Consider the following 24,586-nt stretch of genomic DNA (forward strand, 5'->3'; position numbering starts at 1 on the left):
ATCTGAGGTTGTCTTACTCTGTGAGGTCTTTTGTTTCTGTCTTTGAGGCCTTCTAAACCGTACTTTTTGTATCTATTTTTCCATTTGTAGAAGGTGGTTGGACTTATTCCGAAGTATCTGCAGGTTAGTCTTGCATTTTGGTGTTTTTCGTAGTGTTGAATCCATTTAAGTCTTTTTCTCACGTTTGGGTCTTTTGTTAGGTCGAGTTTGGTTTTGATTTTCGTTCCTCTTTTGATTGTTTTTTTGAAGGGTGTATTTGATATGTGCAGGGATGCACCTTTGAATTTCTTTAATTGTTTCATTGGTGGACACCTCCTTTTGTTGGAGTTCAAATCTTATTTTAGGGTGTCCACCTTCTTTCTGAACTTCAACATCCTATTTCTGGTTTAAGAAGAATTTTTTCGATAAAAACTTTTTTTGAAACAGTGAAAAATACATTGAAACTTTCTATTGCTATACTGGTAGGTTATTTTGTTTCCAAGTACATACTTAAAGATTTTTATTCCTTTTCCTTCATGTCTTTAAATAACCAGATAGAATTCCTAGTAAAAGGATTAATTCTTTTATTTTTTTCGTTTGGTTTATTATCAATTCCAATAGCAGGAGCTGATTTTCTATTTAGAAAGTGGGAATATGAAGAGAACCTAAAAATGTCTAAGGAAGAGATAAAGGAGGAGAGAAAACAGTATGAAGGACATCCCATAGTGAAATCTGCTATCAGGAAAAGGCAGAGAGAAATTGCCATGAAAAGAATGATGGCTGAAGTTCCCAAGGCAGACGTTGTTATTACAAACCCAACCCACTATGCTGTAGCCTTAAAGTATAAAAGGGGAAGGGATAGAGCTCCAAAAGTTATAGCAAAGGGGGTTGATTCTATAGCTCTAAAAATAAAGGAAATTGCAGTAGAAAACGGAATATTTATCGAGGAGAACCCTGAACTTGCCAGAACTCTCTACTACTCTTGTGATATTGGAGACTATATCCCTGAAGAACTATACAGAGTTGTAGCTAAAATCCTCGCTAAGGTTTATCGTTCAAAGAAAATTTTCTAATATTTGTAAGTATTTGAACAATTTTATCTACAACTTTTGGGTCTACATAGTTTAAAATTTCCCCTGCTTTTCTCGTTTTCATGTTGTACAAAATGTAAGCTGCCTCTGTTGGGTCAGTAAAGGCAGAGAGTTTTTGCCCTGCCAATTCAGGGTCCATTTTAGAAAATATCTCCGCTAGTTTTTTAAATCTTTCACTCTTAATCCTTCTTTCCTCTTCCCTAAGAGATTCTCTCTCCTTTCTTAAAAGCTTTCTCTCCTTTTCTATTTTTTTGAGTAACTCTTTATTTTTCCTTATTTCTTCCTCTACTTTAGACTTTAGTTGAGTTAGTTTTTTAATCTCTTTGTTAAGTTCCTTACATGTGACTTTCTCCTGGGAAAAAGAGTTGGAGTATAATAAACTAACTACGGTTATAATTATTATAAACCTCATTTAGAAACCTCTCTAATTGAATTTCCTCGTACCTTTCCTTCTCTTTTATCCTCTTTTCTTTAAGTTTTTCTATTATCTCCAATTCTGCTTTCTTTTTTAGAAACTTTTCCTTTTCAATTTCTAACTTCTTCGAAAGCTTTTTAACATTTTCCTTAAGATTGTTTACTTCTTCTAGTAGGAAGTTGGCAAATAGGAACTTTTGCTTATATTCTGAAACATTCTTTGAGGTTAAGAAATTGATTTCCCTTAGTTTGCTTTGCACTATTTCTATTCGCTTTTCTAGATTACTAATCTCAAGTTTAATATCTTTAATTCTCTTTTGAATCTCGTAAAGTTCGTATGTTTTTACCTTTAACACTAATTGAAATTTTCTCAAAAGCTTAACCTCTTAGCTTTGTCGATAGTTCAGCCAACTTTTGTTGTTCCCTTTTAACAAAATCTTGAATAAACTTTTGTTCCTCTGGAGTTAAATTCTCAAACTTTACTCCGTAGCATGTAGAATATCTATACGAATAGATATTGACAACCTCTGAAACAACATGAAAATTCCTATTTTCCAGTTTAAATTTAAGTTCCAACTTTGTTAATGGCTTAATCTCATTTGGGTAATCCTCCAGAGAAATACATACCTTAGCTCCACCAGCTGAGATGTCAACAATCTCGCCTTTAATCCATGTTAAACCATCTTTTATAGGAATTCCTACTTCAACAGGAAGTTCAACATCCACCCTTGCATATTCCCTTCTCTGATATCTGGTAAATTCAAAAGTGTGTGGTATTTTTAAAATTTGTTTTCCATTTTCAAAGTAAGAATCCACAACTTCTCCCTCTATTTTATAAATGCCATCTCCTTTCCTTATAAAAGAAATAGTAATCTTTTCCCCTTTAACGTTAGGAATTCTTTTATCATCTATTACTGCCCAATACATGAAGTATTCGTCCTTATCAAATAGGGAAACTTCATAAGGTTTATTCTCTTCAGTATAAAGTTTACCTGTTTGAAATAAATCAATATCCTTTGTAGAGACAATAGGTACGAAAGAAGGAACAAAATCGAATCCCAGCTTTGTCCTCATGTCCTTTACAAGATTTTCATCCGCTTGAGGGTCACTTTTTAAATATAAGTCAACTACCTTTTCAAAAGGAGCTTTAAACTCAATGCTGAGAAAAGGGTCTCTTCCCATTTCCAAAGAGTACTTCCAGAGAATCTCCACTTCTTCTTCGGTCAATCCCCTTTCAATGGCCTCTCTAAAGAAATATTCTTTAAGTCTTTTCTTCTTAATATATTCCCTTAAAAATCCAAGTAGTATAAAGAATATAATGAAGGATAGAACTACTATTATGAAAGTTATAACAGTTGTTATATTAGCCGATGGGAATTTTAAAAAACCTAATCTATTCATTTAAAACCTCTTAAGAATTTTGCTTATTGTAACAAACTTGTGAAAAAGTACATTCTTCACAGAGTGGCTTCTTTTTACATTTCAATTTACAGTGAATTACTATTAAAGCGTGAAACTCCTTGTAGATTTTAATATTTTCCTTTATCGGTTTAATCTCTTTTTCAACTATATCTTGAAGATTTTCATAAGATATTTTGCTGTTTTTAATCAATCCTAATCTTAAAAGTAGTCTTTTAGTGTAATTATCTACAACAAAAATGGGTTTGTTAAGAGCATAGAGGAGTATTGAATCTGATGTTTCTTTCCCTATTCCTTTAATCTCAAGGAGCTCGTTCCTTAATTCTTGAGTTTCTAAAGATTGTAAGCGACTTAAACCTCCTTTCCTTAGTAGAAATTCTGAAAAATTCTTAAGGTATAGAGCTTTTTTTCTGTAAAATCCCACAGGTTTAATTGCGGCCTGAAGTGTTTTAATGTTTACAGAAACCATTTTCTCTGGAGAGAGTAGATTCAGTAGTTTAAGATTTTCAATTGCCCTCTCAACATTCTTCCAGTTTGTGTTTTGGGTTAATATGGCTCCTACACAGACCTCAAAGGGAGTTTGGGCAGGCCACCAGCTTTGTTCTCCGTAGAAATTGAACAAAGTTTGGTATATTTCGAATATATTTACCATAGTTTAAATTTTACATAAGGGAGACTTCAAATGATAGACCTTCATACTCATACGATTTTTAGCGATGGAGAGCTCATTCCCAGTGAGCTTGTGAGGAGAGCTGAATCGATAGGTTACAGAGCTTTGGCTATAACTGACCACGTTGACTATTCCAACTACTCTTTCGTTTTGGAAAGGCTTTACGAAACTTTAGAGGTTTTAAATGAAAATACCTCTTTAGTTGTAATTCCAGGAGTAGAGATAACCCACGTTCCTCCCGTTAAAATTCCAGAACTTATAGAGAAATGCAGAGAGGCTGGTGCAAAAGTTGTTGTTGTTCACGGTGAAACCGTTGTTGAGCCAGTTTCTCCCGGAACAAACAGAGCTGCAATTGAGGGAAAGGCTGATATACTTGCCCATCCTGGGTTAATCACAAAGGATGAAGTTGAACTTGCAAAGGAAAATGGAGTGTACTTAGAAATAACAACGAGAAGAGGTCACAGTATTACCAATGGATACGTTGCTAAATTGGCATCCGAAGTTGGAGCTCCCCTGGTAATAAACACGGACTCCCACTCCCCCTCAGATTTGGTACCAAGGAGCTTTGCAATAACTGTAGGTATCGGGGCAGGTTTGAGCATTCAACAGGTGGAGGAGTGTTTCTCCAACAGTGAAACGTTAGTCAGAAAGTTGACAGGAAGGAAACTAAGATAAAATTTCCTCATTGGAGGCGGACGGGGGCTGGTGTCCCCCCCGGACTTCAAATCCGGTGGCCTCGCTTGGAGCGGGGTGGTGGGTTCGATTCCCATCCGCCTCCGCCAATCAAATCAGAACTTTCTCAGGAATCTGAGAGAGGTGTTTAATGTCCCTCAGAACTTTGAATCCGTTTTTCTGAGCTTCCCTTTCTCGGAGCTCCTCTAATTTAACCCTTCTAATTTCACCGGTAAGTCCCAACTCTCCAAATAGAACTAAGTTCTCCCTTACAGGCCTATCGAAGTAGCTTGAGACAATGGCCGTAGCGATTGGGAGGTCTATTGCAGGTTCATCAACTTTTACACCGCCAACTACGTTCACAAACACATCAAAGTTTCTAAGAGGGATTCCCAATTCCTTTTCTATCGTTGCAACGATTATAGAGAGCCTATTTACATTTATTCCTTTTGCCCTTCTTTGAGGAGTTGAAAAAACTGCTCTTGTAACAAGGGCTTGAACCTCTAAAAGGATAGGTCTGCTTCCCTCCATTCCTGCAAATATGGCTGAACCGGCCTTTCCAACAGGTCTTTCCGAGAGAAAAAATTCAGAGGGGTTAGGAACTTCCTTTAAACCTGCTTCTGTCATCTCAAATACGGCCAACTCTCCAGTTGAACCGAACCTGTTCTTTAAACTGCGAAATACACGAAAGTTGTAACCCTTATCCCCCTCAAAATGGAAAACGGCATCAACTATGTGTTCAAGAACCTTTGGTCCTGCAATTGTTCCTTCCTTTGTAACGTGACCAACTATGAAACTTGTTATTCCCCTACTCTTAGACATGTTTGTTATAAATGCTGCACACTCCCTTACCTGTGAAACCGAACCGGCTGCCGATTCAATGTAGGGAAGGAAGAACGTCTGAATTGAGTCGTAAATGGCCACTTCTGGTTTTATTTTTTCTAAATGTTGGGAGACCTTCTCTAAATCGTTCTGAGATAAAATCAGGAGGTTCCCCTTTAAAGCATTTAACCTTTTAGCTCTAAGGGCTATCTGCTCAGGTGATTCCTCCGCAGTAACGTAGAGAACTTTTCCTTTGTCTGCAAAGATACTTGCTATCTGGAGTAAAAGTGTTGACTTTCCAATTCCAGGTTCTCCGGAAATCAGGGAAACGGAGCCTTTAACAACCCCTCCTCCCAAAACCCTGTCAAACTCCCTGAGTCCGGTTTTCCTCCTCTCCTCCTGTTGACTTCCTATCTCCGTAATCGGAATTGGCGTTTCCCTTTCGTGTTTTACCCATGAGGAGCGGGGATTAGAGGATTTACTTGTCCTTTCCACCTCCTCAACAAAACTTCCCCATGAGCCACACTCAGGACACTTACCCACCCACTTAGGCGACCTGTAGCCACAGGATTGACAGACGTAAAAGGTCCTCTTTTTAGCCAAGAAATTCTCCTAAATTTGATTCAACCTAAAAGATAAGACTTCCTAAGTGGTAGGCCATAAATGCCATAATCCAAGCCGTTGTAAGCTCTATCAGGATTACTAAGGAGACGAACTTCCAGCTTCCACTCTCCTGCTTTATTGCGGCCATCGTGGCAACACAGGGAATGTAGAGAAGGGTAAATACCACGTAGGCTAATGCACTCTCAGGGGTAAATGTGCTTTGGAGGGAGCTAATTAGTCCAGATTCTCCTGAAGCGTAAAGAGTTCCAAGTGTTCCTATTACAACTTCCTTGGCAAGAGCCCCAAACATCAGTGCAACTACAGGCTTCCAGTCTTGAATTCCAAGGGGGGAAAACACAGGAACTAAAATGTTTCCTATCCTTCCAATAACCGTGTTTTCTCCTGCGTATTCTGTTCCAGAGGGAAGAGAGGCTAAGAGCCAGATAAAGACAGATACGGAGAAAATAACGGTTCCTGCCTTAGATATAAATTCCCTTACCTCAATCCAAGTTTGATTGAGGACAACGTTCCAGGCAGGTAGTTTGTACGGGGGGAGCTCTATGAAAAACTCCTCCTCCTCCCCTTTAGTTAGAAACCTTGAGAGAACTTTTGCAAGTAGAAGTGCAAGGAAAACTCCCAACATGTACAGACCTAAAATTACAAGGGATTGATTCTTTTTGAAGAAGGCAGCAGCAAAGAGTGTAAAAACAGGAAGCCTTGCACTACAGGACATCCAGGGAATAATTGCCATCGTAATCAACCTTTGAGTGGATGAGCGCATTGCCCTTGTAGCGTAAACTGCAGGAACGTTACACCCGAACCCGAGTATTAGGGGAATTACCGATGCTCCACTGAGTCCAAAGATCTTCATAAAGTTATCCCAGAGTGCAGCAGCCCTTGCCATGTAACCTGTATCCTCAAGGATTGACATTAGAAAGTAGAGAATTCCTAAAAGGGGAAGAAAGACCACGACTGCACCAATTCCCGATAGAACTCCATCGTTAATCAGTGAAAGGACAGAGTGTGGCAGAAATCCCAACTTACTCTTTATCAAATTGGGTAGAAAATCACTGAAAATTCCATCAATCCAGTCAGAAATTGGAGAACTTAGGTCGAAGGTTAGTTTAAAAACGAGCCACATTATGAAGAAGAAAATGGGAATACCGGTTATTGGATTTGTGATAAATTTGTCTATCCTATCGCTTAACGTCTCTTGAGGGAGCTCTACAATTCCGCTCTTAATTACGCTCTTAGCAATATTTGAAGCAAAGAGAAACCTCTCCCTTGCAACCAAACAGGGGAGTTCCGTTTTAAATTTATCCTTTGCTTCACCCTCTATTTTCTCCACTTCGGTAAGAATTTTCTGATAGTTTGGGAAATTTTCCTTTAAAATTTCAACTATTTCAGGGTCTTTTTCAAGAAGTTTTATTGAAAACCACCTGAGATTGTAGGGGAATCTTTCCGGAAGTTCCTTCTTCAGTTTTAACTCAATTAAATTAATAGCATTTTCAAGGAACTCCGAATAGCGGGGAACAATCCCCTCAAATTTTAAATCCCCAGAGGCTACTCTTAAAAATGTTTCTGACAGTTCCTCAAGTCCCTGCTTCTTTATAGCTGATACTTTAACAACGGGAAGATTGAGCAGTTCCTGAAGTTTCTCCGTATCAATGGAGTAACCAAAATTTTCAAGCTCATCAATTTTATTAAGAGCAATTACCGGTTTTAGCCCCATTTCTAAGAGTTCTATCGTTAAGTAGAGGTTCCTTCCAAGAAGCGTAGCATCTATAACGTTACAAACTACGTCGTAATCCCCCTCAAGTAGAAAGTCCCTTGCAACTCTCTCCTCCAACGTGTAAGAAGAGAGGCTGTAAATACCTGGTAGGTCAATAAGCTCTATCTCAAATCCCCTAAAGTTGTACGTTCCCGTTTTCTTCTGAACGGTAACTCCGGGCCAGTTTCCTATCTTTTCACTTGTACCTGCCAGAGCATTCAGTATTGCAGTCTTTCCAACGTTCGGATTTCCAGCGAGGGCAACTTTTACCTTTTTCATACTTCCTCCACTTCTATTTTGGCAGCCATTCCCTTTCCTATAGCAATTCTGCTCCCAGCAACCTCCAATATCATTGGCCCAGGTGGACGCTTAACAACTTTAACAATCCCTCCAGGGTATATCCCGATAGAAACAAGTCTATTTTTAAGCCCTACTCCGCCTTCAACGTGGGTTACTCTTACAGTTTTACCCTCTTCAACGTCAATAAGTCTCATCCTGACCTCCCTGAAGTTAGATAATATTAACTTTCTTTGTATGTGTCAAGTTAGACCCTTTTGATTATAATTCCCAAAAATAAACTTTGGGAGGTCAAATATGGATATAAAGAAAATCCCACCGGGTAAGAACCCACCTGACGACATCTTTGCAGTTATTGAAATACCTCAGGGGTCAAACGTTAAGTACGAGGTTGACAAGGAAAGCGGAGCTATTTTTGTAGATAGGTTTCTCTTTACACCAATGTTCTACCCGGCAAACTACGGCTTTGTCCCCAACACACTTGCCGACGATGGAGACCCTATCGACGTTTTGGTAATTTCAAGACAGCCTGTTGTTCCGGGAAGCGTTATAAGGTGCAGGCCCATAGGTGTATTAGTTATGGAGGATGAGAGCGGTAAGGACGAGAAAATTCTTGCCGTTCCGGTGGACAAGTTGGACTTAACATTTAAGAACGTTAAGGAGATAACGGACCTTCCTGAGGCAACCCTCAACGAAATTAAGCACTTCTTTGAACACTACAAGGATTTAGAGCCCGGTAAGTGGGTTAAGGTTAAGGAGTTTAGGGGAAGTGAAGAGGCTAAGGAGATGATAAAGAAAGCTATTGAAAATTTCTAAGTTAGGGCTATATTTTTCACTGCAAGTGGCGACGTGGCTCAGGTGGTTAGAGCGGGCGGCTCATACCCGCCAGGTCGGTGGTTCGACTCCACCCGTCGCCACCAATTTTTATTTCTTTAGATGGAAAACCTTAGAGATAAAGTTTTAAAAACGATAGATAAGTTTTCCCTCATTCACAAAGGTTCAAAGGTTCTTGTTGCCCTTTCCGGTGGTCCTGACTCTGTAACCCTCCTTCACTTGTTAAATCAATTGAAAGATAGATTATCCGTTGAAGTTGCAGCTGTTCACGTTAACCACATGTTAAGGGGGGAGGAGTCTGAAAGGGACGAGCAGTTTGTGAGAGAGCTCTGCAGAAGCTGGAAAGTTCCACTGTTTGTTGAAAGGGTAAACGTACCTGGAATATCCAAAGGAAAGAACGTCGAAGCTGTTGCAAGGAGGGAAAGGTACAGGAAGTTTAAAGAAGTTCTTGAAAGTTGGAAAGGGGATTTAGTTGCTTTAGGACATACTGCTTCAGACTTAACAGAAACTGTCCTCTTAAATTTAACAAGGGGAACGGGTCTTAAGGGATTGAGGGGTTTCCTTCCTAAGAGGGACGTTTTTATCAGGCCTTTATTTGAAGTTAAGAGAGAAGAAGTCGAGAACTATATTAGAGAGAACAAAATTCCCTTTGTTGTTGATAGCTCAAACTTAGAAACGAAGTACGAAAGAAACCTTTTGAGAATTGAGATTGTTCCCATTTTGAAGAAAATTAATCCATCTCTTGAAGATGCCATTTTGAGAGAAACTGAAATACTAAGGGAGATAGAGGACTTTGTCTCTTCCGAAGTAAAAAATTTGGTTTCAGCCTATTTAAAGAAAGAGAAGTTTTGCATTCCTATAAGTACTGTTAAGCAAATTCATCCATTCCTTTTTTCTGAGGTACTTAGAGAGGCTTACAGAAGAATTTCTACAAAGGAGCTCTCCTTTGAAAAGGTTCAACTTGTAAGAAAAATCCTTGAAAAGGAGGGCTACAGGGAAATTTTTCCCCACAGGGGATTTAAAATTTACAAGGAACAGGAATTCTTTTGTATAGAAAAAGAAGGAAAGTTTGAAAAGTTTTCCTTTAAAGTCGATAATCTGCCAACCACTGTTGAAACTCCCCTTTACAGGCTTTCATTCTACAAAAATAGAGGAATTCCTATCCTTACCGTCCGAGAGTTTGAAAAGAACGGTTTAATTGTTCGAAGCAGATTGCCAGGGGACAGACTAATGTTTAAGGACTTTTCCAAAAAGTTAAAGAAGTTTCTCATAGAAAAGAGAGTTCCATTTTCAATTCGGGATAAAATACCTATTGTTGAAACCTCAGGAAGAATTATCTTTATTCCTAACCTTTACGCACGAAGAGTCAATTCGCCAGAGTTTATAGGAGTTGAGTTTGAGGAGAAGGCTGAGAGTTCTAATTCCAGAGGAGAGGATTCGAAAGAGAGTTGAGGAGCTCGGAAGGGAAATTCCAAAATCTATGGATTCTCCAGTTATTACTGTTGTTTCCCTATTAAAGGGAGCTCTCATGTTCACCTCAGACCTAATAAGACACTTAAGGGCTGAAACTGAGGTTGATTTTTTTAGGGTAACGAGCTATTCAGGTAAAAGGAAAGGTAAACTTCAAATCACTTATAGACCTGAAATTCCATTAAAGGGGAAGCACGTTTTAATAGTTGATGATATATTTGATACGGGAGAAACTCTCCATGCAGTTTACAGTGAAATCCTGAAGGAAAAACCACTTACTGTTAAAACCTGCGTTCTACTCGACAAGGAAGTCAAAAAGAGAGTAAATTTAAAACCTGACTTTGTAGGTTTTAAAATACCAAACTACTTTGTTTTTGGTTATGGACTGGATTTAAACGAAATGTACAGAGACTTACCCTACATAGGATACTTTGAAGGAGATGGAAATGAATAAGTTCAAGGAAATAGGAAAGAACGTAGCCCTTTGGCTGGCAATTGCCCTTATGATTATCTTAGCCTTTAACTTCTTCAACTCAAACAGTTTTAAGAGACCTGTAGAGCCATTCTCAACATTTGTAACTCAAGTAGAAAAGGGAGAGGTTAAAAAGGTAGTTATTCAGGGACAAAAGATTGTAGGAGTTACAAAAAACGGAGAGACCTTTGAAACGTACCTTCCTCCCGGCTACAACGAAATTGTAAAGAAGATGACCAACAAAGGCGTTGAGATTGTTGTAAAACCTGAGGAGGGAAGTCCTTGGTATATAACAGTTTTAGTTTCATGGCTTCCTATGATTTTCCTCATCCTCCTCTGGCTCAGTATGATGAGGCAGATGAGTGCAGGAAGCAGCAAGGCGCTATCCTTTGCTAAGAGTAGGGCAAAAATCTTCATAGACAACAAGCCTAAAGTTACTTTTAAGGACGTTGCAGGAATTGAGGAGGTTAAGGAGGAAGTAGCCGAAATTGTCGATTTCCTGAGAAATCCGAAGAAGTACCAGCAGTTAGGGGGAAGGATTCCTAAAGGTGTTTTACTTGCTGGAGCTCCCGGAACCGGAAAGACGCTCCTTGCAAAAGCCATTGCAGGGGAGGCCAACGTTCCATTTCTATCTGTCAGCGGTTCTGAGTTCGTTGAAATGTTTGTAGGAGTTGGAGCTTCAAGGGTAAGGGACCTCTTCGAACAGGCGAAAAAACACGCTCCTTGCATCGTCTTTATAGACGAGATAGATGCAGTCGGAAGAAAAAGGGGAGCTGGAATAAGTGGCGGTCACGACGAGAGGGAGCAGACTTTAAATCAACTGTTGGTTGAAATGGACGGTTTTGAGAGCTCCGATGGAATAATTGTTATTGCAGCTACCAACAGACCGGACATTCTTGACCCTGCCCTCTTAAGGCCAGGAAGGTTTGACAGGCAGATTTACGTTCCACTTCCTGACGTTAGGGGAAGGTACGAAATTCTGAAGATACACACGAAAAACAAGCCCCTTGCTGAGGATGTTGACCTTGAAGTTATTGCCCGTTCAACTCCTGGATTCTCCGGGGCAGACCTTGCAAATATAGTTAACGAGGCAGCTCTCATAGCAGCAAGGAAGAACCACGGAAAGATAACGATGGAGGACTTTGAGGAGGCAAAGGACAAGGTTACGATGGGGATAGAGAGAAGGAGTATGGTTCTCTCTGAGCAGGAAAAGATAACAACTGCTTACCACGAGGCAGGTCATGCCCTTGTTGCAAAACTTCTTCCAAATGCAGACAAAGTTCACAAGGTTACGATAATACCAAGGGGTAGAGCTCTTGGTGTAACCCAGCAGTTACCTGAGGAGGATAGATACACGTACACCAAGGAGTACCTACTTGACAGGCTTGCAGTCCTCTTTGGAGGAAGGGTTGCAGAGGAGTTAGCCCTTGGAACGATTTCAACTGGAGCTGGGAACGACATTGAGAGGGCAACAGAAATTGCAAGGAAGATGGTGGCTGAATGGGGAATGAGCGAAAAAATAGGACCACTATCTGTTAAGTTGAAGGAACAGTTTGGAGAGCCTGTTGAATTTGTAAGTGAGGAGATGAGGAAGCTGATTGATAGAGAAGTTAAGAGAATAATAACTGAAACCTACAACAGAACAAAGGAAATACTCTCCCAGAATATGGATAAGTTGGAAAACCTTGCTAAGGCCCTTCTTGAGAGAGAAACTTTAACTGGTGATGAGATAGATAGGGCTATAAGGGGAGAGCTCTCAGAAACCCCAAAGGAACCTCCGAAGGGGGGAGGCTCTTTGAACACTGAAGGAAAGCAAAAGGACATAGGCAATTTAGGTCTTAATCCACAGCTGGAGGCTTAACCTGTGATAGATAGAGAGAGAATAGAAAAGGCTGTTAAGGAAATCCTCATTGCAATAGGAGAAGACCCAGACAGAGAAGGCCTTAAGGAAACGCCTAAAAGAGTTGCAAAAATGTACGAAGAAGTTTTGTCAGGTTACAGCGATAACCCTGAGAATCACCTGGTTTTATTTACGGAGAAGTACGATGAGATGATAATCGTTAAGGACATTCCCATCTACTCAATGTGCGAACATCACATGCTCCCGTTCTTTGGAAGAGCTCACGTTGCATACATTCCAAACGACAACAAGGTTACAGGGCTTTCTAAAATTGCAAGAATTGTTGATGTTTACGCTAAGAGGCTTCAGCTTCAGGAGAGGATGACGGAGCAGATAGCAAATGCAATTATGGAAAAACTCAGAGCAAAAGGGGTAATGGTTGTTATTGAAGCACAGCACCTCTGTATGATAATGAGGGGAGTGAAAAAAACAGGCTCTTACACGGTAACGAGTGCAGTGAAGGGCGTTATGAGAAACGAACCTACAAGAATGGAAGCCCTATTCCTGATAAAGGGTAGGCAATGAGAAAGTTTCTTCCCCTTTTTTTAATTGCTTCTTTTCTCCTATCTTCCTGCTCGTCAATCTTTGGAAGTTCAAAGGAAAGTGGGGTAAGAAAAGCTTCTCCCGTAATTCCTGAGGAAGTTAAGGAGAAGAAACCTACAAAGGAGGAGAAAGCGGAAGGGTATTACCAGATTGGCGTTTCCTATCTAAAGTTAGGTGAAATTCCCCTATCCCTTAACTACCTATTTAAAGCAAGGGAACTAAAACCTGACGACCCCAAAATCTACAATGCAATTGGCTTAGCCTTCATCGAGAGGGGGAACTTAGATAAGGCGGAAAAGTACATAAAGAAGGCCATTTCAATGAAGGAGGACTTCTCGGAGGCATGGTTAAACTTAGGTATTCTATACGAGGAGAAAAAGAAGTTTCAGAAAGCTAAAGAGTGTTACGAAAAGGCACTTTCAAATCCCCTCTACCTAACTCCAGAGGCGGCTTACTACAGGTTAGCTCTCCTCTATGAGAAGGAGGGAAATCTTGAGATGGCAAAGAGGGAACTTTCTCTGGCAATTAGAAACAATACAGATTTCTTTCCAGCCTATGTTGAGCTTGCAAAAATCTTAGAGAGGGAAGGAAAGAATGAAAAAGCTAAGGAGATTTACTACAACTTGATAGAGCTCTTTCCAAACAATCAGTATCCTTATTGTGCTCTTGGCGAACTTTACAAAAAGGAGGGTAAGTACAGGGAAGCAAAGAAGTATTTAGGTAAGTGTATTTCTATAGCTCCAAAATCTCCCCTATCTGCGAAGGCCAGAGCTGAGTTGGAGGAATTGGGTGAGTAGATTCTTTTTTTACATTCTAAGTTTCTTACTTCTATTAGTAATCTTTGTAAATTCAGTTATTTACATAAAGTTTTCCTCCATCGATAGGTCGTTTTCAAAAGACTTAACTTCGAAGGGAATTTTTGTTAGGCACTTAAGGAATAAATCGGCCTCTTTAGAGTCTCTGGAGAATGGAACAGAAAAACTTCCAACTTATGTCCTTAGACAAGTTTCCAATTTGGAAAATGTAATTTCAAATTACTTCATGAGGATAAAAAATGGAACAGATTACGTTTTAGCTCTTCCCTTTGATTTTGTACAATCAGAAGATTCCTATGCCTACTCCCTGTTAACCTTCTATCCTTTGGAATGGGAATTTGCAAAGCTTAACATTCAAGGGTTTAGTTTCTATCCTAAATATGTTCTTTACTGTAACGGATTTTTTCTGATAAGTTACAAATTAAAGGGGGTATTCCCCCGTCAAATTGAAAAAGGCAATTTAAACGAGTACGGGATAATTGCAGTACCGGTCTCACAGAATAAGGTTGAATTAAAACCGTTTGATTCGAATAAAGGTTGTTTAGAGGACGGGTTCGTATTTAACCTTGATGGTGACTTTTCAGGAATCTGTACAGGTGATAAATTTTTATCCACACAGGAAATTTATGACTTACTCAATTCAACGTGTAAATTAATTTACGGGGAGGGTGACTATGGCGATTTATAGAGCCAAAACTGACAGCTGGTACGTAGAGAGAATAACGTCTTTTCTTGCAGGCTTTTTCGTATTCTTCAGCGTAATTTTGGGACTTATTACTGGAAACAAGTATTTCTTCTACTTTACAGCTTTTGTTGGCTTTATGCTTATGTTTTATGCAGTCACAGGGATATGCCCATCATCCATCCTCATTCACAAGTTGGGAGTTCCTTCCCTTTTGGAAAGGTACTGTGGAAAAGAGAAGTAACTTGACAACGGATAATTCAAAAGTATTTAATCTTATTAAGCTGGCGTAGCTCAGTTGGCAGAGCGGGGCACTCGTAATGCCCAGGTCGGGGGTTCAAGTCCCCCCGCCAGCACCAGCTGTAAACCAAGGAAAATCCCTCTCTCTCAAAGATTATCCCGCCAAAACTCCATTTGGAATTACTTGGAATCTTTTTGGAATTATTCGGAATTTTTGAGTGCAGTTTTGCACCCAATTTGCACCCAGTTTTATGCCTAAGAGCTTTAGGAAGGTAGTGTACGATATTTTGTGTAAGAAAGAGAAATGGAGTAACCTCCTGGGGAATAACTCCGAAAAACCTAACCCCCCAGGAGGTAGAGATGAATCTTCCAGAGATTTTACCAGACCTTATTAAGGAAGTTGTAAAGCAAACGTTGGAAACCATCATGGTGGCAGAAAGAGAGGTGTTCATTAAAGAACACGGAGGAACGAAAAACGGGTTTTACGAGAGGAATCTGGATACGGCTCTTGGGAAGCTTGAAAACCTAAAAGTTCCAAGAGACAGAGAGGGAAGATTCAGAACGAAGCTGATAGAGCCGTACAAAAGAAGAGACATCAGCCTTGAGGACTTAATCCTCGGAATGTTTGCTTCAGGAATGAGTGCAAGGTCAGTAGCTCAAGCCCTTGAGAGCATATTTGAGCTTAAGTACTCCCCATCAACAATTAGTCAAATATCCCAAGTAACAGTAGAGGAGATAAACAAATGGAAGCAACGCAAACTTAAGAAGAGGTATGCAGTAATAATGCTTGACGGGATGTGGCTATCGGTCAGGAGGGACACAGTTGAGAAAGAAGTTGTTCTTTTCGTTCTCGGCATAGATAAGGAAGGATACAGAGAGATACTTGACTTTGATGTCAATCCGTCTGAGGGAGCCGAGAGCTGGTTGGAGATGATAAGAAGGCTTTATGAACGGGGAGTGAGAGAGGTTCTCCTTTTTGTAGCAGACGGAATTACCGGACTTGAGGAAAGGATAAAGGAGTACTTTCCGAAAGCTGACTTCCAGTCGTGCGTTGTTCACAAGGTCAGGAGCACTTTGAACAAAGTGAGAGCGAAGGACAGGAAGAAGATAGCAAAGGACTTGAAAAAGATATACCAGGTTTCTACAGAAGAAGAAGCTTTGAAAGGATTTGAGAAGTTTAAGAAGAAGTGGGAATCAAAGTATCCCAGAGTTGTGAAATCCTGGGAGCGGGAGATTTATAAACTCCTTACGTTTCTTAGGTATCCTGAGTCTGTGCAGAGAGTGATATATACAACGAACCTGATAGAGAGGACGATAAAGGAGATAAGAAAGAGGGTTAAGGTCATAGGAGCTTTACCGTCGGTCAGTTCTGTTGAAAAGTTTGTTTACTTAAGAGTAGCAATGCTTAACGATAGATGGTCTAACAGAGTGGTAAACGGCTTTCTGGAATCCAGAGAGGAGATTCAGGAGATGTTCCTCAGGAGATACTCCTAATGGCTTACACAAAATTATTGACACAACCTTTAGGAATCTTTACGAAAGTTGATGGAGCTCTGAGCTACGTTTAGTAGGCTCGGCGACGACACGACAAAACTTGGAGCAAAATTCGCTTGTTTTTTGCGGTTCTCCCACCCGCAACTGGAGGCTTCAGGAAGGACCCGCTTTATGTCGCAAATTTGCCGCTAAAATGTCGTTAATCCCGTTTTTAGGGAATAGACGACATTAATGTCCGTTTTTTGTCCGAGAAGTGTCCGAATCCTCAGTTGTTGTCATTTACAACGGAACTGTGGACCAGAAGCCCACAGTTGAAATACAACTTTCTCTCCTTTCGTTTCATAACCGTTGCATTAGCGTTGCAAATAGAATAAACGGTTAAGGATTTCCTCTATATTAGCCTTTCTCTTCTTATTAGGTATAAGACCTAAGAGAACAGCCGATATTCGCCAAATTCTTAAACGATTTAAGGACTTGATGGAGCTCTGCCTTTGCTAAATACCTATCAGCTGAGGAATAGACAAAATTGCCCAAATTTTGCCCGAAAATTGCCAATCCTCTACTTTCCCTGTTTTCCTAAGCTAACCAAATAGTGAACTACCTTCTCAGTTCCACACTTTAAGCACTTGCAGACAATCAGGATTTCATTTTCTAAATCAAGAATGTCAGCTCTTTCACACTTCTTAACTTGCACTTAGGACAGGTGAAGTCTAAATCGGAAATCACTGGAATCCCTTTGCTATCTCAGAATTACTAAAGGAAATTTTATTATTGTTGATTAGCTTTATTTTAGTCAACTTTAGCTGATAGGAGAGAAAACTAAGTTAATTCTCAGAAAGATAGTATTGTTTTATTCACTGTCTAATTATTTCCTCCCCTTCTTCAAGCTCCTGCATAGTTCTTTTAACTTCTTCCTCACTTATACTAATCCCTTCATTAGGGTTGTTAAGGGCTTCTAAGAGCTCCTCTATCTTCTCCTCATCCTTTAGAACGTGCCTTATGTAAAAGCTCAAGTTTGCCATAATAGAACCCTAAAGCTCATTAGCTTAGTTTATAGTAAAACCTAATTAACTCTAATTCGTGAGAGCTGAATTCATATAGTTCTCTAAAACCTATTTCTATATAGTGTTTTACCAGCTTTTTGTATTCACCTTTCTTAACCACGTCTAAGATTACTATTTTTCCACCTACTATCTTTGAAGCCTCCTGTATTTTTTCTAAAGCCACTTTTACAAGATAACCACTCAGTTTTTCAACTTTAGGAGCTTTTCCTACCTGACCTATGAGATAAACTGGAACTTGCTTATTATGTTCTCCTAAAGGAAATCCTTTAAGAAGGTCATCTAAGACTTTATTATAAGATTCACCTGCAGTTTCTTCTATGGCTTTAAGAACTTCCTCATCAAGAGAGAGCTTTTAGAGCTATCGTAAAATAGGCTACCACTTGGAGAGGTTCTTCTAAATACCAAAGATAAGTCCTTGCTAATCCCGTTAACTCAAACTTTATTGCTCTATTGTGAAGAAAACTTTCTATATCGTCATTTTGAGGGCATTTAAAGGTCTTTAAAAACTTCCTAACCTGAGTTTTAGAATAACGGACAAGAAGAGAGGACAGAGAAATAAACCGTACATCTTTTAGAGAAATCATAGTTTTTCAAGGAGCTCTCCAAGTTTATCAATAGAAGCCTTACCAGCTTTTTCCTGTTTTCTAAGTAATTCCCTTTCCTCTGGTGTTAAGCTAACAGGAGCTCCAGAATCTTTCAAAGCCTCTAAAACCCTTAGAGCTTTTTCCTTGTCTTTTATCTCAAATCCTGCAAAGAAACTTATTGTTGCCATTTTTGCCTCTCTAAATAATCAATTGCTTAATTGTAAAATATATTTAAGCCTACAATCAGGTGTTCTCGTTCAATACATGGTGGACACCCTGGAGTTTTTTAATATATTCCTCAAACTTCTCTACTGGAGTCTTATAACCAAGACTTTGATGAGGCCTAACGAAGTTGTAAAAGCTTAGATACCTAAATAGCTTTCTGTTCATCTCATCAACTTTCGGCTCAGTTCCTTCTATCATCCACAATTCCTTCTCCACCGTCTGTATGAACCTTTCAACGTGTGCATTGGTCTTGGGAGACCTCGGATAGCTGAAGTAGTGTTCTATTCCTCTCTCCTTAAGGTAGTCCTCTAACTCTCCTATAAACTCACTTCCGTTGTCAGTTTGAACCTTTTCTATTTTGAAGGGAAGAAACTTTTCAAGTTCTTGGAAAAATCGTTTCCCACTCCTGCTGCTTTTTGTAGAATAAACCTTAGCAAAGCCTATTCTGGTGAATTTATCTATTGCTGTGAATTGGTAGAAGGTTTTTCCGCACCAGTAGAGGTATTTGACATCTATGAGGATTGTTCCGGGTTTATCGGCTCTAAGTCCTCTTCTGGTGCGGTTCTTTTTCCCTATTTGTTTTCTTTTCTTAAAGTTCCATGTGAGTTTTCTGGTTCTTTCTATCAGATTGTTTCTCTTTAAAACTCTGTAGATGGTTGAAGGAGAGACTTTTATGTTGAGGTATTTTTCTATAAAGACTGATATTTTTTCTTTGCTCCAGGTAGGGAATTTTTCCCTTACTGTGATTATGAGGAATTCAAGTTCAGGTTCTATCTGAGGTTGTCTTACTCTGTGGGGTCTTTTGTTTCTGTCTTTGAGGCCTTCTAAACCGTACTTTTTGTATCTATTTTTCCACTTGTAGAAGGTGGTTGGACTTATTCCGAAGTATCTGCAGGTTAGTCTTGCATTTTGGTGTTTTTCGTAGTGTTGAATCCATTTAAGTCTTTTTCTCACGTTTGGGTCTTTTGTTAGGTCGAGTTTGGTTTTGATTTTTGTTCCTCTTTTGATTGTTTTTTTGAAGGGTGTATTTGATATGTGCAGGGATGCACCTTTGAATTTCTTTAATTGTTTCATTGGTGGACACCTCCTTTTGTTGGAGTTCAAATCTTATTTTAGGGTGTCCACCTTCTTTCTGAACTTCAACAACAACACAAACATAGTTAAAATGAAACTACAGAACGTCCTTTATCCTCTTTAAATAAGAGTGAATTTCGTCTATGGAAAATACTCCAGCCCAGCGATTTATCTCCCTTTCTCCATCAAGAATTAGAACGGTAGGTACTGAAAAGACAAGGAATTTGGTGGATACTTCTGGATTCTTTTGAATGTCAATAACTTCAAGAGGAATACTAAACTCTTTTGATATCCTCTCAATTTTGGGCTTAATGGATTGGCAAATACCACAGCTTTCAGAGGAAAAAAGTATGAGTCTTAACACTATTTTTCTCCTTTTGAGGATTTTCTCTTCTCATCGAGTAGTTTCACCGTTCCATAAACACACCTGTTGTAGGGAACGGGAATACCCTTCTTCTCTGCTTTTCTAATGAGAGCTCCGGTTATCCCCTCAATCTCTATAGGTTTACCCTTTTCAAAGTCTAGGAGCATACTTGTTTTGTAGTTCATAAGGTCTGGTGTTGATTTCAGGTAGTTTTCCATAGTCCTCAGCTTCAACTTAACACCGTAGGCCTCTGCAACCCTGTAGCACTCTAACATCAGATTTTTCAATATTTTGTACGTTTCTGGAAAGGAGAGCATCTCTCCGACAGTAGCTCTGGTTATTACAGAGTAAGGATTGAAAGCCACATTCCAGACCAATTTTTTCCAGAGAGTATAGTTAATATCTTTTGAAGCCCTTGCCTCTATTCCACACTTTTTCATCTCTTCAACTAATGTTTCAACCCTTTGTGATGGTTCTCCAGAGAGCTCTCCAATCTCTAAAAGTCCAGCTGCTTCGTGGACAACTACTCCGGGCTCAGAAACGTAAGTTCCGACAAATGCAGTTGCCCCTAAAACGTGTTCTTTCCCAAGGTACTTTGCCAAAATCTCCTCGTTCTCAATCCCATTCTGGACAGAAACAACTACAGTATCCTCCCTCAGCATTGGCTTTATCAGAGGAGCCACTTTTTCTGTATCGTACGATTTAACGCAGACCAAAACGACATCTGCCTTTCCTGCCTCTTTTGGATTATCTGTAAACTTGACCTTTTCATTTCCCTTTACGTTAAATTCACCGTGTTTAAAGCTCTTAACAGTTAATCCTTTATCCTTCATTGCCCTTAAGTGTTCACCACGGGCTATAAAAACAACCTCGTGACCGCACCTTGCAAGCATTCCGCCGTAAAAACCACCAACTCCACCAGCTCCAAATATTACAAACTTCATTGTAGTCTCCTCGACATTAAACTTTTAAAAATTTCGGTATTTTGAACTTTACTATTCTGAAGTATAACCAGACATAGATAACTATAAAAACAACTGTAAACAACATAAGTAAGTACTTATTGTTCCAAAAGAGCAAAGCAGGAATAGTTGCTACCATCTGAAGTAACCATGGGTAGAATGATGTAAAGGAATTTCTGATTCTTTCGTCTATGTTTTTAAATTTTGGTTTTACTATTCTTTTATAGACAAGCATATGGAAGTGTATAGCATCAGGTTCAAACGGATTCAAGTTACGAGCAAATTTCTTTCTCCATATGGAAAAGAGGGTTTCCCAGATTGGATATATTAACAGTAAAAGGGGGAACCAGGCAGAAACTTGAGGATGTCTGTTGACAAGTAGAATACCGTTTAATCCTGCAAAAAATCCTAACGTATATGCTCCGCCGTCTCCTAAGAATATTTTTCCTAATGGAAAATTCCAGAGGAAAAAGCCTACTACAGCGGCAAAAATTACCAAATTAAAGTAGAGTAAAAATTGGTCTCCTAGTAGAAATGAAAGGTAAGCGTAGGATAGGAAGATAATAACACTAATACCTGAAGCAAGTCCGTTAAAACCATCTATAATATTCATAGCATTGGAAATTCCTGCAAGGGCAAAGGCAGAAAGAAACATTGAAAGAATAAATGAATCCTTTAAAATACTATCTAAAACTGGTATATCTAACCTAATAATATTAGCTCCTAAGAGAAAACAGGATAGAACTCCCGATAGAAACCCCAAAGATAGGCGAACCCTTGGGCTTACCTTTTTAGTTATATCCTCAAGAGTTCCTCCTAAAAAGACCGGTACGGCAGAAATGATTAAAAGGACAACCTCTTTTGTGAAACTCTTCTTAGCTATGTAGAATGCAACAGAAACTACAACCAACGAGAAGAATATAGCAATTCCTCCAGTCCTTGGAACGTCCCATGTATGGAACTTCTGAACTCCTTGAGAAATATCCATAAATTTTTCCTGTTTCATTCTTATGAGAATCCAACACATAATGAAAGTTACTGAAAATGCCAGTATCAGGTATAACATTTCTACCTCTTACTGATGAAGAACTTCTTCTATCAACTCTACGTATTTCTTCAAAATTATCTGTTTACTAAATTTTTCTAAAATTAACTTTCTTCCAGATTTTCCCATAAACGTTCTTTTTTCTGGCGGTAACTTCACCATTTTTTTCATGGCTAAATATAGTTCCTCAGTATCCCTTGGTTTTACTACCAAACCGTTTAAACCGTCAAAGCATACGTCCTTACATCCTGGAACATCGGTCGTTATTATAGGTTTCTCCATAGACATAGCTTCTAAAAGTGTTCTTGAGAGACCTTCTCTGTACGAAGGTAATACGACACAATCGCTACCACAGATGTAGGGACGAACGTCCCTTGTAAATGGAAATATTTTTACAAAGGGAAATTTACGCAATTCTTCTAAGTTACTTTCTTTCAAGGAAGCAGGATTCCCCCTATCTACTCCTCCTAAAAGCCATAGCTGAAAATTTTTGTTATCGTTGTACAGCTTTTTTGATGCCTCTATAAGCTCAACTATCCCTTTGTCCTTGAGAAACCTTCCGATAAATAGAAATATAAATTTTCTCTTCTCTTCCCTTTTGCAAATATCAGGAGAAAAAAAGGAAGGATTCACTCCTTCGCCCGGGATTACAATTCCTTTACTTCCTGTTATATTCTTCAATTCTTGTAGGTCGTGCTTGTTTAAGAAAACAACATATCTATTGCATCTAAAAGCAGCCAAGTATAAGGCTTTAACCAAATTTTTCATAAAGCTTTTTCTAAGGAAAACGTATCCTAATCCAGAAAGAACGCTTATACTTGGTATACCTAAAAGTTTTGCTGCTATGGAACTGTAAATGTTAGGTTTAATAGTAAAGTTGATAACTAAATCAGGTTCTATTTCTCCATAGAGTTTTACAAACTCCATAAATAACTTGAAATCTTTAAATAAATTTGCCCCTTTTCTGTCAAGGTTCCTTAGATTGTAATGTCTGAATTCTCTTTCAAGATACTGTGAATAGTCATCTTTAGGAGCGACTGTGACTACATCAAAACCTGATTCTCTCAATGTACGCATAAGCTCTAAACGGAAGTTCCACAGCGACCAAGAAGTATTGGAAACAAAAACCAATCTTCTTTTCTTAGTAGCTACATCCATCTTTCCTTCCACATTTCAAATACAAACAAAAGCCAAAGTTTGTTATGGTTAACGCCTCTATCATTCAAGTAGTCATTTAGGAGTCTATTAACCTCCTGATGATTAAAAATACCTTCCCTTTTAATCCTTTCAAAATTTAGGTATTCCCTGTACAGCTCTTTAAGCTCACTTTTGAACCACTCGTAAACTGGAACTCCAAACCCCTGCTTAGGCCTATCAACAAGTTCCTTAGGAACGTATCTGTAGAGTAGCTTCCTTAAAAGATACTTACTTATACCGTTCCTCCACTTAAACTCCACGGGTAGACGTGAAGTCCATTCCAATATTTTATGGTCTAAGAAAGGTTCTCTTCCTTCAAGAGAAACAGACATTGTAGCTCTATCTACTTTTACCAGAATATCGTCAGGCAGGTACGTTTTAAGGTCGTAAAGCATCATAAATTCCATTGGATTATCAGGGTATACTTCAAGAAAGTCCAAATTGGTTGGATATCTCCCTTCAAATTTAACACCTAAATCACCTAAATCTTCCTCAAGGAAAAGTTTATTTGATATATCGTACTGTAGTCTGAAGTCCTGATAGGCTTCAAGTACTTTCCTTAATTTTGAATATTTATCCTTAAAGTTGTTCCACTTTGGGAACATAAAACTAAACGTTCTGTAAATCTCTGCAGCAAGACTTGGACTGATTAATCTAAAAGCACCCTTTAGAAGTGAAATAAAAGGTAATCTTGAAAGTTTCTTTATTCGCTCTCCTACTATCCAGTACCTTGTATATCCACAGAACTGTTCATCTCCACCATCTGCAGAGAGAGAGACTTTTACCTGACTCTTGGCAAGTTTTGAAACGAGGTACGTGGGAATTGCTGAGGAATCTCCAAAGGGTTCATCGTAAATTTCTGGAAGTTTATGAATTATATCAAGGGCCTCTTTAGGGGTACAGTAGAACTCTGTATGGTCTGTACCTAAGAATTCAGCTATTTTTTTTGCGTAGGGAGCTTCGTTGTAAGTTTCTTCGTAAAATCCTATAGTGAACGTTTTCGGTTTTACACCTTCCTTTACAAGGAGAGCCGAAACAATTGTTGAATCTATTCCTCCGCTTAAAAACATACCAACAGGGACATCAGAAACGAGCCTCAATTTGAAGCTATCTGTAAGGATTTCTTCAAGTTCGTCTATCAACTCCTCTTCAGGCCTGCTAAGCCACTTTTCCCTTTCCTTTTCTCCTTTAATAAAAAGTGACTCTACATCCCAGTACTTTGTTGTTTTTATATTTCCTTTAGAATCAATAGTGAGAAAGTGGCCTGGTGGTAGTTTGTACGTATTTTTAAAAATACTGTAGTTTCCCGATATGTACCCGTACTGCAGATATAGAGCAAGGGAGACTTCGTTTAGTTCCTTTCTAAATTTAGGATGCCTATGGAAGGACTTTATTTCGGATGCAAACATAAAAGTTCCGTCTCTATAGTAGAAATAGAGAGGTTTTACTCCTATTCTATCCCGGTATAGGTACAGTTTCCTTTCTCTCTTGTCCCAGATGGCAAAGGCAAACATTCCCCTAAACATGTGAACGGCATCTGTGCCCCACCTGTGAAAAGCCTTGAGAACAACTTCCGTATCGGAGTTGGAGGAGAACGTGTATCCCTCAGCTTCTAAATTTCTTTTTATTTCTGTAAAGTTATAGACCTCACCGTTGTAAACGATAACGAGGTTGTCAAACTCCATAGGTTGATGCCCTGAGGGAGAAAGGTCAATTATGGAGAGTCTCCTATGGCCTAATGCAAGGCCTCTTTCCGGTTCTAAATAAACTCCAGCATCGTCTGGACCACCATGGGTTAAGCTGTCTCTCATAGAGACAGCTACCCTTTCAAGGTCATAGTTTCCCCTGTATGTTAAATCCCAAAACCCTGCTATACGGCACAT

General features: G+C 39.1%; 29 protein-coding genes and 3 tRNA genes. 14 read left to right on the plus strand and 18 right to left on the minus strand.

The features are described 5' to 3' along the window. Positions 1–302, minus strand: a 302-nt coding sequence (locus FN732_RS04470; protein ID WP_142934556.1) for a helix-turn-helix domain-containing protein, incomplete at its 3' end; no start/stop codon positions are given. A 123-nt stretch (positions 303–425) separates the two neighbouring features. Between FN732_RS04470 and FN732_RS04475 the strand changes: the two genes are divergently transcribed. Then, a complete protein-coding gene (locus FN732_RS04475; protein WP_246051334.1) occupies positions 426–1,052 on the plus strand; it encodes an EscU/YscU/HrcU family type III secretion system export apparatus switch protein in 627 nt (208 codons plus the stop codon). Here the strand turns inward: FN732_RS04475 and FN732_RS04480 are convergent. Genes FN732_RS04480 through FN732_RS04495 form a run of 4 tightly spaced genes read right to left on the minus strand, consistent with a single transcriptional unit; the run spans position 1,021 to position 3,555 of the window. Then, positions 1,021–1,482, minus strand: a complete 462-nt coding sequence (locus tag FN732_RS04480; RefSeq protein WP_142935196.1) for a MotE family protein — start codon at positions 1,480–1,482, stop codon at positions 1,021–1,023. The genes FN732_RS04475 and FN732_RS04480 overlap by 32 nt on opposite strands. Next, positions 1,451–1,840, minus strand: coding sequence for a coiled-coil domain-containing protein (locus tag FN732_RS04485; RefSeq protein WP_142935198.1), 390 nt, complete (start codon positions 1,838–1,840; stop codon positions 1,451–1,453). Before FN732_RS04485 ends, FN732_RS04480 begins: the two co-directional genes overlap by 32 nt. 22 nt (positions 1,841–1,862) lie before the next feature. Next, positions 1,863–2,885, minus strand: a complete 1,023-nt coding sequence (locus tag FN732_RS04490; RefSeq protein ID WP_142935201.1) for a flagellar brake protein — start codon at positions 2,883–2,885, stop codon at positions 1,863–1,865. Positions 2,886–2,895: 10 nt separating this feature from the next. Continuing rightward, complete coding sequence (locus tag FN732_RS04495; protein ID WP_142935203.1) at positions 2,896–3,555, minus strand: endonuclease III domain-containing protein; 660 nt, start codon at positions 3,553–3,555, stop codon at positions 2,896–2,898. Between the two features lie 30 nt (positions 3,556–3,585). Between FN732_RS04495 and FN732_RS04500 the strand changes: the two genes are divergently transcribed. Together FN732_RS04500 and FN732_RS04505 are read left to right on the plus strand one after the other, a co-directional pair. Continuing rightward, on the plus strand, positions 3,586–4,248 hold the full coding sequence (locus tag FN732_RS04500; protein ID WP_142935205.1) for a histidinol phosphate phosphatase domain-containing protein: 663 nt from the start codon (positions 3,586–3,588) through the stop codon (positions 4,246–4,248). 12 nt (positions 4,249–4,260) lie between these two features. Then, a tRNA-Sec gene (locus tag FN732_RS04505) sits at positions 4,261–4,355 on the plus strand. Position 4,356: 1 nt separating this feature from the next. Here FN732_RS04505 and radA read toward each other — a convergent pair. Genes radA through FN732_RS04520 form a run of 3 tightly spaced genes read right to left on the minus strand, consistent with a single transcriptional unit; the run spans position 4,357 to position 7,935 of the window. Further along, positions 4,357–5,670, minus strand: coding sequence for a DNA repair protein RadA (gene radA / locus FN732_RS04510; protein WP_142935207.1), 1,314 nt, complete (start codon positions 5,668–5,670; stop codon positions 4,357–4,359). A 25-nt stretch (positions 5,671–5,695) separates the two neighbouring features. Then, a complete protein-coding gene (gene feoB, locus FN732_RS04515) occupies positions 5,696–7,720 on the minus strand; it encodes a ferrous iron transport protein B (protein WP_142935209.1) in 2,025 nt (674 codons plus the stop codon). Beyond that, entirely contained in the window at positions 7,717–7,935 is a 219-nt protein-coding gene (locus FN732_RS04520) for a FeoA family protein (RefSeq protein ID WP_142935211.1), read from the minus strand. Before FN732_RS04520 ends, feoB begins: the two co-directional genes overlap by 4 nt. A gap of 100 nt (positions 7,936–8,035) precedes the next feature. Between FN732_RS04520 and ppa the strand changes: the two genes are divergently transcribed. From ppa to FN732_RS04575, 11 genes are all read left to right on the plus strand, one after another. Further along, complete coding sequence (gene ppa / locus FN732_RS04525) at positions 8,036–8,554, plus strand: inorganic diphosphatase (RefSeq protein WP_142935214.1); 519 nt, start codon at positions 8,036–8,038, stop codon at positions 8,552–8,554. Positions 8,555–8,581: 27 nt separating this feature from the next. Continuing rightward, positions 8,582–8,658 (plus strand) — tRNA-Met (locus FN732_RS04530). Positions 8,659–8,674: 16 nt separating this feature from the next. After that, positions 8,675–10,024 carry a tRNA lysidine(34) synthetase TilS gene (gene tilS / locus FN732_RS04535; protein ID WP_142935216.1) on the plus strand — a complete coding sequence of 450 codons (1,350 nt, stop codon included), beginning with the start codon at positions 8,675–8,677 and terminating at the stop codon, positions 10,022–10,024. Continuing rightward, positions 9,969–10,496 carry a hypoxanthine phosphoribosyltransferase gene (hpt, locus tag FN732_RS04540; protein WP_142935218.1) on the plus strand — a complete coding sequence of 176 codons (528 nt, stop codon included), beginning with the start codon at positions 9,969–9,971 and terminating at the stop codon, positions 10,494–10,496. Before tilS ends, hpt begins: the two co-directional genes overlap by 56 nt. Next, on the plus strand, positions 10,489–12,375 hold the full coding sequence (gene ftsH / locus FN732_RS04545) for an ATP-dependent zinc metalloprotease FtsH (RefSeq protein WP_142935220.1): 1,887 nt from the start codon (positions 10,489–10,491) through the stop codon (positions 12,373–12,375). Before hpt ends, ftsH begins: the two co-directional genes overlap by 8 nt. 3 nt (positions 12,376–12,378) lie before the next feature. Next, entirely contained in the window at positions 12,379–12,939 is a 561-nt protein-coding gene (gene folE, locus FN732_RS04550; protein ID WP_185954243.1) for a GTP cyclohydrolase I FolE, read from the plus strand. Beyond that, positions 12,936–13,754, plus strand: coding sequence for a tetratricopeptide repeat protein (locus tag FN732_RS04555; RefSeq protein WP_142935223.1), 819 nt, complete (start codon positions 12,936–12,938; stop codon positions 13,752–13,754). The genes folE and FN732_RS04555 overlap by 4 nt, the downstream gene beginning before the upstream one ends. Next, on the plus strand, positions 13,747–14,460 hold the full coding sequence (locus FN732_RS04560; RefSeq protein WP_142935225.1) for a hypothetical protein: 714 nt from the start codon (positions 13,747–13,749) through the stop codon (positions 14,458–14,460). Before FN732_RS04555 ends, FN732_RS04560 begins: the two co-directional genes overlap by 8 nt. Beyond that, the gene (locus FN732_RS04565; protein ID WP_142935227.1) at positions 14,447–14,698 is read left to right on the plus strand and encodes a YgaP family membrane protein; all 252 of its coding nucleotides are present in this window, start codon (positions 14,447–14,449) and stop codon (positions 14,696–14,698) included. The genes FN732_RS04560 and FN732_RS04565 overlap by 14 nt, the downstream gene beginning before the upstream one ends. 39 nt (positions 14,699–14,737) lie before the next feature. Further along, positions 14,738–14,813, plus strand: a tRNA-Thr gene (locus FN732_RS04570). Positions 14,814–15,054: 241 nt separating this feature from the next. Further along, positions 15,055–16,188: an IS256 family transposase gene (locus FN732_RS04575; RefSeq protein ID WP_142935229.1), complete on the plus strand. Its 1,134-nt coding sequence runs from the start codon at positions 15,055–15,057 to the stop codon at positions 16,186–16,188. A gap of 559 nt (positions 16,189–16,747) precedes the next feature. On the opposite strand, the gene FN732_RS09805 is transcribed toward FN732_RS04575, so the two are convergent. From FN732_RS09805 to asnB, 10 genes are all read right to left on the minus strand, one after another. Next, complete coding sequence (locus tag FN732_RS09805; protein WP_281279907.1) at positions 16,748–16,882, minus strand: hypothetical protein; 135 nt, start codon at positions 16,880–16,882, stop codon at positions 16,748–16,750. Between the two features lie 160 nt (positions 16,883–17,042). Then, positions 17,043–17,210, minus strand: coding sequence for a hypothetical protein (locus tag FN732_RS09560; protein WP_185954244.1), 168 nt, complete (start codon positions 17,208–17,210; stop codon positions 17,043–17,045). A 19-nt stretch (positions 17,211–17,229) separates the two neighbouring features. Continuing rightward, positions 17,230–17,415 (minus strand): hypothetical protein, encoded by a 186-nt coding sequence (locus tag FN732_RS04580; protein ID WP_142935231.1) that lies wholly within the window; start codon positions 17,413–17,415, stop codon positions 17,230–17,232. 417 nt (positions 17,416–17,832) lie between these two features. Beyond that, positions 17,833–18,024 (minus strand): hypothetical protein, encoded by a 192-nt coding sequence (locus FN732_RS04585; RefSeq protein WP_142935233.1) that lies wholly within the window; start codon positions 18,022–18,024, stop codon positions 17,833–17,835. 55 nt (positions 18,025–18,079) lie between these two features. After that, on the minus strand, positions 18,080–19,135 hold the full coding sequence (locus FN732_RS04590; RefSeq protein ID WP_142935235.1) for an IS481 family transposase: 1,056 nt from the start codon (positions 19,133–19,135) through the stop codon (positions 18,080–18,082). A gap of 97 nt (positions 19,136–19,232) precedes the next feature. Further along, on the minus strand, positions 19,233–19,499 hold the full coding sequence (locus FN732_RS04595; RefSeq protein ID WP_185954245.1) for a thioredoxin family protein: 267 nt from the start codon (positions 19,497–19,499) through the stop codon (positions 19,233–19,235). Then, positions 19,499–20,443: a ketopantoate reductase family protein gene (locus FN732_RS04600; RefSeq protein WP_142935239.1), complete on the minus strand. Its 945-nt coding sequence runs from the start codon at positions 20,441–20,443 to the stop codon at positions 19,499–19,501. The genes FN732_RS04595 and FN732_RS04600 overlap by 1 nt, the downstream gene beginning before the upstream one ends. Positions 20,444–20,459: 16 nt before the next feature. Further along, positions 20,460–21,527, minus strand: coding sequence for an MraY family glycosyltransferase (locus FN732_RS04605; protein WP_142935241.1), 1,068 nt, complete (start codon positions 21,525–21,527; stop codon positions 20,460–20,462). Positions 21,528–21,536: 9 nt separating this feature from the next. Next, the gene (locus FN732_RS04610) at positions 21,537–22,664 is read right to left on the minus strand and encodes a glycosyltransferase family 4 protein (RefSeq protein WP_142935243.1); all 1,128 of its coding nucleotides are present in this window, start codon (positions 22,662–22,664) and stop codon (positions 21,537–21,539) included. Continuing rightward, entirely contained in the window at positions 22,655–24,586 is a 1,932-nt protein-coding gene (gene asnB, locus FN732_RS04615) for an asparagine synthase (glutamine-hydrolyzing) (protein WP_142935246.1), read from the minus strand. Before asnB ends, FN732_RS04610 begins: the two co-directional genes overlap by 10 nt.

This window comes from Balnearium lithotrophicum (assembly GCF_900182585.1).
Classification (GTDB): domain Bacteria; phylum Aquificota; class Aquificia; order Desulfurobacteriales; family Desulfurobacteriaceae; genus Balnearium; species Balnearium lithotrophicum.